Origin of the sequence: uncultured Intestinibacter sp., assembly GCF_902468165.1 — a bacterium.
Lineage (GTDB): Bacteria > Bacillota > Clostridia > Peptostreptococcales > Peptostreptococcaceae > Intestinibacter.
In genome coordinates, this window is sequence record NZ_CABQXJ010000030.1 from 21,340 (window position 1) to 31,155 (window position 9,816).

Sequence of the window (9,816 nt, forward strand, 5' to 3'; positions counted from 1 at the left end):
TCTCCCGTATTTATATTTCTCTTGTTCCATCACCTATACTAGCCACATAAAAATCTGCATCGTATCCTATAATTTTTTTGTAATTTTCTCCTACAAACTTTTTGAAATCATCTACTTTAGATCCTTCGACTATAGATACTGTACATCCACCAAATCCTGCGCCTGTCATTCTACTTCCTACAGTAGCTTCGTGTTTTAATGATAAATCAACTAATGTGTCTAATTCTTTTCCTGTAACTTCATAATCATCTCTAAGCGAATTATGTGATTCTATCATTAATTTTCCAAAAGCTTCTATATCATTTTCTTCTAAAGCCTTTACTGCTTTTAAAGTTCTTTGATTTTCATAAACAGCATGTTTAGCTCTTTTTATCCTAACTTCATCTTTTATTAAGTATTTATTATTTTCAAATTCTTCTTCAGTAAGCTCTCCTAAAGATTTTATATTTAATTTAACTTGAAGTTCTTTTAACGCTTGTTCACATTCACTTCTTCTTTCATTGTATTTTGAATCTGCAAGACCTCTTCTTTTATTAGTATTAGCTATAACTACGACCTTATCTTCTAATGCTACTGTACTGTATTTATAAGATAAAGTGTTGCAATCTAATAATATAGCACTATCTTTTTTACCCATTCCTATGGCAAATTGATCCATTATACCGCAGTTAACACCTATGAAGTTATTTTCTGCTTCTTGGCAGTATTTTACTAAATCTACTCTATCTACATTGAATTTAAAAATATCATTTAACATAACAGCCATTAACAGCTCAAGTGATGCTGATGATGATAAACCTGCGCCATTTGGAATATTTCCATATACCACCATATCAAATCCTTGTTCTATATCATATCCATGATTTCTAAGAGCTTCTATAACTCCTTTTGGATAATTTGCCCAATCATGTTCTTTTTCATTTTTTAAATCATCTATATTAAAAGTAATAATTCCTTTATCTACAAAGTTTTCTGAATACATTCTAACAATTTTATCACCTCTTAGAGAAATAGCACCATAAGTACCAAAGCTCAAAGCACAAGGAAATACATGACCCCCATTGTAATCAGTATGTTCACCTATTAAATTAACTCTCCCTGGAGAAAAAAATATTCTTAAATTTTCATCGTAATTAAAAATATCCTTAAATTTTTCTAAAATAAATTTTTTCACTATATTGCCCCCTATATAAAATTTTTCGATTTCTATATTTTCATATTATCATAAACAAATAATAATAACAATATTTTTACTAAAATTTTACTAAAATTTTACTAAATTATTATAAAAAAATTCTACATCTATAATTTAAAAAGATGTAGAATTTTTTACTTATTATTTAACAGCTCCTGTACTTTGTCTTATAATCAATTGACTCGGTATTATAACTTTTTTACTGTATTTTCTATTTTTCGAAACCTTTTCTAAAATTAAATCTACAGCCGCATTGGCTAAATTCTCTATATGGACCCTAACTGTAGTAAGCGGTGGAATTGTGTGTTGTGATGCTATTAAATCATTAAATCCAATAATGCTTATATCCTCTGGTACTTTTATATTACATTCATATAAAGCCCTTAAAGCTCCCGTTGCTATAGTATCTGTTTCAACAAAAAAAGCAGTTGGAAGTTTATCATTATTTAATATAAATTCTTTTGTCTTATTGTATCCATCTATAGAGGTAACATCCATAGTATCAATAATATAATCTTCATTATATAGATTTTTAGATTTCATATAGGACTTATAAAATTCTACTCGTTTATCTAAACTCTTGTTTTTATAATCATCTAAAGTTTTAAAACTTCCTATAAAGCCAATTTTCTTATGACCTAATTCAATTAGGTGATCAAGTGCCATTATTGTACCTAATTTAAAATTTATTTTTACCGAATCATAGTTGATTTCATCTGGTGAAGAATCTAAAAACACAATGTTTTTATTTATCTCGCTTATTTTTTTTACTTCTTTTTTACTAAATTTACCTATAGCGATAATACCGTCTATTGGCTCTTCTCCTATATACTTATATTCCTCATTGTTTTTATATAAATTCACAACTTGTATTTCATTTTCAAAACATTCTCTATCTACTACACTTCTAAGTAATAAATAATATGGATCCTCTAGTTGTTCACTAGGATTGTACATTTCAACTATTCCCACTCTAATTTTGTTATTTTCAATCTTATTATTTATTTTCCTTTGCTTCAAAGTTTTATATTGCATTTCTTCTGCCATATTAAATATTTTTATTTTTGTTTCATCACTTACACTTATACTAATATCATGATTTAATACTCGTGATACTGTACCAACTGAAACCCCAACTGCATTAGCTATCTCTTTTAATGTCGCCAATATAAATACCTCCTTATTTGTATTTTTACAAAATAAAAATAACTGCGCATTTACTTTATTATAAAACATATATAATAAAATAATAAACCCAGTTATTATAAATATATACCCTTATCTATAAATTACTTTTATGATAAACGAATTAAAAATGCAATCGATAAAATAAATATAATAAAATTTATTAAAAAACTAACTTATCATTTCATCATTTAAATTATTATCATTAAATGCTATTTTTAAAAGAATCGGTGCAATAATAGTTGTTATTATTACTACTATTAATATAGGTGCAAAAATTACATTTGATATAATTCCTAATTTTACGCCTTTATTTGCTACTATAAGGGCGACTTCTCCTCTTGAAACCATACCTGCTCCAATTTGAAGAGATTCTTTATTTGAAAACTTAAATATTTTAGCACCTAATGCACATCCCCATAACTTTGATATAACTGCTACTATAGATAATACTATTGCAAATGCTACTATTATTATACTCATTTTTGGTAAAACTAATTTAAGACCTATACTCACAAAGAATATTGGTGATAAAAATGCATATGATAAATCATCTACTGCAAACATAATTTTTTCTTTTTTAAGACCAACTGCTGATATAATAAGACCTGTTACAAACGCACCTGTTATGTCTGCAACACCAAAGTACTCTTCAGATATATAAGCTAGTAATAAACATAAACCAATTACTGCTATTACTTGTCTTTTAAAGTTTTCTTTATCCATAAACCAATTTTTTAATATTTTATAAAGTACAAATGATACTATTGCCATAAATACAAAGTATAATAATATTTTTAACAATATAATATTTACTTTTACAGAAGTATCAGCAAAGCTTGAAACTAAAGACAGTGCTATTATACCTAATATATCATCAATTATAGCTGCACCTAATAATGTATTTCCTACATTTGAATTTAATTTGCCCATTTCTCTAAGTGTTTCTACAGTTATACTAACTGATGTTGCAGTTAAGATCACACCTACAAATACACTTTCTAAAAATAAACTACTATGTCCCATAATATCCTGCATTCCAAACTTACCAAATAAATAAGTTGTTACCAGTCCTAATATAAAAGGAATTAATACACCTAAAACTGCTATTACAAAACATGCTTTCCCTTGTTTTTTTAATTCGTATATATCAGTTTCTAAACCAGCAATAAACATCAAGAATATTACCCCTATTTCTGATAATTGCATTATAAATTCACTTTCCACAACTAAATTTAATACACATGGGCCAATTATAATCCCAGCCAATAATGCCCCAACTACTTGTGGTAGTTTAATTTTTCTAGATATCAATCCTAATAATTTAGTCGAAAATAAGATTAATGATATCTCAAATAAAAAATAATAAGAATTCATATTAATATGTCCTCTACTTTCATAATATTTAATTTATAAAATTTTCCTTCCCTAACGCAACTGATATTATACACCCATTGAAATAATATATCAAAAGAAAATTTCAATCTTTTTCCAACATTTCAAAAGAAAACATTTATTCCAAAGGTTTTAGTTATGTAATTTTTTCCACTTCTTATTATGTAATAAATCTATTTCCATAGAAAGTTTATAAGAAATATAATAACGAGTAAATTTATTTTCTAATGTAAAATAAAAAGACGTTTTTAAAAAACGTCTTTTTATATAAACCAATTATAAATATTTATCATTTTTTATGAGATGCTACTATAGCTCCATATGCTATAGAATATAATTTTGATTCATGAGTATCTGCTCTTGATACTAAAACTATTGGAGATTTTGCACCCATTATTATACCTGCTGATTTTGCACCTGCAGCATATGTAAATGCCTTGCCTATTCCGTTTCCAACCTCAATTGTCGGCATCAATATTATATCTACATCTCCACCAACTTGTGTTTTAAACTTCTTAACTTCACATGCTTCTTTTGATACTGCCAAATCAAACGCAAGAGGACCTTCAACAATTACATTGTCTCCAAATTCGCCATTTTTACCTGCTTCTTCTAATTGTTTTGCATCGATAGTTGCTTGCATCTTAGGATTTACCTTTTCTTTTGCTGCTAAAGCTGCCACTTTTATAGTTTTTAGTCCCAATGGCTCTGTAGCTTCTATCGCATTTTTTAATATTTTTACTTTTTGTTCATAATCAGGGGCAATATTCATACCTCCATCAGTTGTTACTAATAATTTATGATAAAAATCTACTTCATAAATCATAACATGACTAAGCAAACTGTCTGTTCTAAGTCCCCATTCTTTATTTAAAACTGCTTTTAAAATTACAGATGTATCTAAAAGTCCTTTCATAACAAAGTCTGCTTCTTTGGAAGAAACCAATTTTACAGCTACCTCTGCGCATTCTTCTATAGTTTCTTTATTTATTATTTTTATTCCATTTAAATCAAAGTTTATTTCTTTTGATATATTTCTTATTTCATCTTCATGCCCCACTAATATAGGTGTTATTATTCCCATTTCAGTTGCACTTTTTATTGCAAGTAATACTTCTTCATCATGTGCAGCTGCAACTGATAAAACTGCCTTTTCATTCCCCTTTAAAGTATCCAAAATTTCATCTAATTTTTTAATCATACAATCTACTCCTTACTGGTACTTGGATTTCTGATACCATTTCACTTTCACAAGTTATCAAACTTGGATCTACTAATTGTATTTCTATTGAATCGTCTATTATTTCATAATTATTTTTTATGATATATTCATCCAACTTTTTATAATATTTTGGGGCATCTTTGTGGTATCCATTATATCTAATAGATAAATATTTCGATTTTGGAAATACTTTTACTATATTTTTTTCATACTGTCCTTCTTCAACTATAACAAATGCACGATTATATTCGGTATATATCTTATTTTTTAAGTTATCCTTTGAAATCGATATCCCTACATCTCCGTAAGTTAAGCTTACCTTATATTCAGATACCTTTGCTAATTTTCTAACTAATAATTCAACACCTTTATAGGATATGTTTTCTTTGTATTCAATTACACACCTTTGTTCAAAGTCAATTTCTCTTATCTGATCTAAAAAATCTAATTGTACCGCATCTTGTATCTGAAATATCTTTTTATTTATTTTTTGTTGAATTAGTTTTAATTCATTTATTTTTTCTTCTATAATCTTATTTTGATATTCTAAAGAATCTACTATACTACTCAAATTCAATGTATTTAAATGATATTTTATTTTGCTTAAACTAAGCCCTAATTCCTTTAAGTACTGTATTGTCTCTAGACATTCAAATTGATCTATTGAATAATATCTATATTTATTATGTTCATCTACATAACTCGGCTTAAATAAGTCAATCTCATCGTAATATCGAAGTGTCTTACTATTTATATTAAATAATTTTGAAATTTCTCCAATAGTAAAAAATTCTTTCATATATCACACGCCCCTAAAATTATACATTACTCTTCTTTATAAATTCTAGCTTCTTCTTCTCCCCTTAAAACTCTAAGTCCTCCAAATGCAAGGGCTTCTAATTCATTTTCTCCAGGTAGTATTTCAACAGGAGCAATAAATTGAACTCTTTTTTTAATACTCTCTGTCATATATTTAGAATAAGCTATTCCCCCTGTTATAATTATAGCATCAACAACTCCATTTACAACAGTTGCTAATTCTCCTATTGACTTAGCTATTTGTAGCGCCATTGCATCGTATATTAATTTTGCATCTTCATCTCCATCGCTTATTTTGGATTCCACTTCTCTAGCATCAAAAGTGTGCATATATGAATATATTCCACCTTCTCCTCTAACTCTTTTTTTCATCTCTTTATGAGAGTATTTCCCGCTATAACATAAGTCTATCAAACTAGTTACAGGTAATCTTCCTGCACGACTAGGTGAAAAAGGTCCCTCTTCATCAGATACAAAATCTATCATATGTCCCTTTTCATGTACATTTAAACTAATTCCACCACCTAAATGTGCAACTATAAGGTTTAAATCTTTATATTCTTTATTATGCATTTTTGCATATTTAATAGCCATAGCTCTTGTATTTAAGGCATGAGTTAAACAGTGTCTATCCATTCCATTTAGCCCTGAAGGTCGTGCTATATCAATACATTCGTCTACACAAACTGGGTCATATATATATGAATCTACTCCAATTTCATTTGCAAGCGAATAAGATATAACAGCTCCTAAATTTGATGCATGTTCTAAAGTTGGATTATTTCTAAGTCTATCTATCATTTCATCATTTATCTTATATGCTCCACTTTTTACAGGTGGAAGACCTCCACATCTTCCTACTATCGTATTTATACTTTTTAAGTCTATATTATTTTCATCTAATACATTGTGTATCTGTTCTTTTCTCATTTTATATTGATCTAATATATTATCAAACTTAGATATTTCAGCTGCATCATGCTCTATTGACTTTGTTAGTATTGGCTTTTCATCTTCATATACAGCAAACTTTGTAGATGTTGATCCTGGATTTATAACTAAAACTCTATAAGACATACCTCTTCCTCCCATTTTATATAGATAAAATTATATAGATAAAAAGCTATTATAAGTCTTTTCTCATAACAGCTCTTTACCTTAAATAAATTTTTATTTAAATATAACTATTTAACTTTTATTATCTATTTAAATTAGATAAATTAACTTACTAATTCCATTCCTTCATGTAAAGCTCTTATATTTATATCAATAAACTTCTCTTTTACATTGTCTTTTATAATTTGTTCCCAATCTATCTCTTCTAAGTGCATACCTTTTATAACTGTACCTAGTAAAATTATATTCATAACTTTTTCATTTCCAAGTTCAACTGCTTTATCAGCTGCATTTATAACTTTTGCATGTAATTCTTTTAATTTTTCGTCCACTTCTTCTACCTTATATTCAGCGCTACCTGTTATAGTTGCTACTGATTCCATCTTATAGTTATTAGCTACTATTGTTCCACCTTCTTTAAGATATTTTAAATATCTTAGTGCTTCTACTTTTTCAAATGAAACTATCATATCTGCTCCACCAATTTCAATAACTGGAGAATAAACTTTATCTTTTGAATATCTAATTTGAGATGAAACTGAACCTCCTCTTTGGCTCATACCGTGTATTTCACTCATTTTCACATCGTATCCTTCTTGCATTAGACCTATTGTCAACAATTTACTAGCTAAAATAGTTCCTTGACCACCTACACCAACTAACATTATGCTTTTAGTCATTTTATTTTTCCTCCTTTACTATGGCGTCTTTTGGACAAACTTGTAAACAAACTTCACAACCTAAGCATTGGTTTTTATCTATTAAAGCTTTTTTCGTTTCTTTATTAACTGATATTGCTGGACATCCAGTTTTTGTGCATTTTTTACATCCTACACATTTTTCTTCATCTACAACACATTTATCTGTAAATACTTTTCCGAATTCGTCTATATCTGCTTGTGAAAATCTCTTAAGAGCACATGGCCATCTAGTTATAATAACTGACGCTTCGTCTAAACTAATTGCCCAATCTAGTGCATCTCTTACTTCATCTAATTTATTTGGATTTATGACTCTTATATTTTTCATTCCTAAAGCTCTTACTACTTGTTCAATATTTATTGCTGTTGTATCATCACCTTGTAGTGTAAAACCTGAGCCTGGATTTTCTTGATGTCCTGTCATTCCTGTTATTCTATTGTCTAATATTATTGAAATTGAATTTCCCTTATTGTATATAACATCGATTAAGCTGTTTATTCCTGTGTGGAAGAAAGTTGAATCTCCAAGTACACCTATTACTCTTTTTTCATTTCCATCAACCATATTAAGTACCTTTTGACATCCATGAGCTGAACTTAAACTAGCCCCCATACATACAACAAAGTCCATCGCATTATATGGTGAAGCAAATCCTAAAGTATAACATCCAATATCTCCAGCAACTACAACGTCTTTTCTCTTTCCTAATTCATAAAATAGACCTCTATGTGGACATCCTGCACAAAATGTAGGAGGTCTTGGTATAACTAAGTCTGGATCTATATCTTCATGTTTAAAGTTTTCTTTAAATATGCTCTTTCTAATTACATCAGGAGTCATTTCACCATATGCAGGTAGTATATCTTTTCCTATACAATCTACACCTAATGATTTTACATGTTCTTCTATAAATTTATCATTTTCTTCTACTATGTAGATTTTTTCTACTTTAGAAGCAAATTCTTTAATTTTTTCATCTGGCATTGGATTTGTAAATCCTAATTTTAGATAAGATGCATTATTATTAAAGACTTCTTTTGCAAAATTGAAACACATTCCTGAAGATATAACGCCGACTTTAGCTCCTTCATTTATTTCCATATAATTTACTTCTGTTTCATTTGAGAATTTATATAATTTCTTTTCTCTTTCTTCTACATCTACTCTTAATAATCTAGCATTAGCAGGTACTGTTACTCTTTTTACTACTTTTTCATAAGGTTTTATACCAACTTCATTTCTATCTTCACATTCAACTAAGCCCTTTGAATGGCAAAGTCTTGTAGTAAGTCTCATTATTACTAAAGTATTGAAATTTTCACTTATTTCATAAGCCATTTTCATCATATCTTTTGCCTCTTGGCTTGTGGATGGTTCTAATAGTGGTACTTTTGCTGATTTTGCATAATTTCTATTGTCTTGCTCGTTTTGAGATGAATGCATACCTGGTTCGTCCGCAGTTATTACTACAAATCCTCCATTTATACCAGTATATGCAACTGTGAATAATGGGTCTGCTGCCACATTAAGTCCAACATGTTTCATAGATGCTAAAGTTCTTGCCCCTGCAAATGCTCCACCTGCAGCTGATTCTAATGCTACCTTTTCATTTGGAGCCCATTCAGCTACTATATCATCTTTATATAAAGCTATATTTTCTAATATTTCTGTACTAGGAGTTCCTGGATATGCAGACGCATATTTAACACCAGCTTCATAAGCTCCACGTGCTATCGCCTCATTACCTGTCATTAATTTCTTCATAACTAAATCCCCCCTTAAATATATCTTGTAATCGTTTTCCTTCGTATTATTAAAAATCATTTAATGAATTATCATTGTACTTATCTTTAATAAAAGCATATAACATTCCAGTTGTTGGAATGTCAATCAAAAATTAGTGTTTTTTGTTTATCTACTCTAAAAAATTACTTTAATTTATATTTTTAACTTATTTCTTTATCTTTGTTTGGGAAAATTGCGTATATTTTTTTATTTTGTAAAGAATTTATAATTATTTTTATATATATAATTTTTATATCATCTAATATCTAATCATTTTCATTCTGTAGAAATTTTACTTAAAAAATAAATAAAGATGTTGCTATTTTACATTTTTCATGTATTTTTTAAATAACAACATCTTTATTTTCTTAATTTAGTATTTTTTTATTTTAAATAT

At 28.1% G+C, this 9,816-nt stretch carries 8 protein-coding genes; all 8 read right to left on the reverse strand.

The genetic code is table 11. The features are described from left to right. Positions 1–10: 10 nt before the first annotated feature. The 8 genes from RDX53_RS07170 to iorA all read right to left on the reverse strand — a co-directional run bounded on the left by RDX53_RS07170 (position 11) and on the right by iorA (position 9,398). On the reverse strand, positions 11–1,174 hold the full coding sequence (locus tag RDX53_RS07170) for a galactokinase (RefSeq protein WP_195930890.1): 1,164 nt from the start codon (positions 1,172–1,174) through the stop codon (positions 11–13). A gap of 162 nt (positions 1,175–1,336) precedes the next feature. Beyond that, positions 1,337–2,362 (reverse strand): LacI family DNA-binding transcriptional regulator, encoded by a 1,026-nt coding sequence (locus RDX53_RS07175; protein ID WP_195931413.1) that lies wholly within the window; start codon positions 2,360–2,362, stop codon positions 1,337–1,339. 189 nt (positions 2,363–2,551) lie between these two features. Further along, on the reverse strand, positions 2,552–3,757 hold the full coding sequence (locus RDX53_RS07180; protein ID WP_195931412.1) for a cation:proton antiporter: 1,206 nt from the start codon (positions 3,755–3,757) through the stop codon (positions 2,552–2,554). A 307-nt stretch (positions 3,758–4,064) separates the two neighbouring features. Continuing rightward, positions 4,065–4,976, reverse strand: a complete 912-nt coding sequence (locus tag RDX53_RS07185) for a phosphate acyltransferase (RefSeq protein ID WP_195931411.1) — start codon at positions 4,974–4,976, stop codon at positions 4,065–4,067. Beyond that, positions 4,969–5,796, reverse strand: coding sequence for a MerR family transcriptional regulator (locus RDX53_RS07190; RefSeq protein ID WP_195931410.1), 828 nt, complete (start codon positions 5,794–5,796; stop codon positions 4,969–4,971). The genes RDX53_RS07185 and RDX53_RS07190 overlap by 8 nt, the downstream gene beginning before the upstream one ends. A gap of 26 nt (positions 5,797–5,822) precedes the next feature. Next, positions 5,823–6,893: a butyrate kinase gene (gene buk, locus RDX53_RS07195; protein ID WP_195931409.1), complete on the reverse strand. Its 1,071-nt coding sequence runs from the start codon at positions 6,891–6,893 to the stop codon at positions 5,823–5,825. A 143-nt stretch (positions 6,894–7,036) separates the two neighbouring features. Beyond that, positions 7,037–7,612 carry an indolepyruvate oxidoreductase subunit beta gene (locus RDX53_RS07200; RefSeq protein WP_195931408.1) on the reverse strand — a complete coding sequence of 192 codons (576 nt, stop codon included), beginning with the start codon at positions 7,610–7,612 and terminating at the stop codon, positions 7,037–7,039. Position 7,613: 1 nt separating this feature from the next. Next, the gene (gene iorA, locus RDX53_RS07205) at positions 7,614–9,398 is read right to left on the reverse strand and encodes an indolepyruvate ferredoxin oxidoreductase subunit alpha (RefSeq protein ID WP_195931407.1); all 1,785 of its coding nucleotides are present in this window, start codon (positions 9,396–9,398) and stop codon (positions 7,614–7,616) included. Positions 9,399–9,816: the final 418 nt, after the last annotated feature.

Bases quoted from the DNA above. Each gene is read 5' to 3' on its own strand.
- RDX53_RS07180 (WP_195931412.1), bottom strand. From the start codon at position 3,757: ATGAATTCTTATTATTTTTTATTTGAGATATCATTAATCTTATTTTCG.
- RDX53_RS07185 (WP_195931411.1), bottom strand. From the start codon at position 4,976: ATGATTAAAAAATTAGATGAAATTTTGGATACTTTAAAGGGGAATGAA.
- RDX53_RS07190 (WP_195931410.1), bottom strand. From the start codon at position 5,796: ATGAAAGAATTTTTTACTATTGGAGAAATTTCAAAATTATTTAATATA.
- buk (WP_195931409.1), bottom strand. From the start codon at position 6,893: ATGTCTTATAGAGTTTTAGTTATAAATCCAGGATCAACATCTACAAAG.
- RDX53_RS07200 (WP_195931408.1), bottom strand. From the start codon at position 7,612: ATGACTAAAAGCATAATGTTAGTTGGTGTAGGTGGTCAAGGAACTATT.
- iorA (WP_195931407.1), bottom strand. From the start codon at position 9,398: ATGAAGAAATTAATGACAGGTAATGAGGCGATAGCACGTGGAGCTTAT.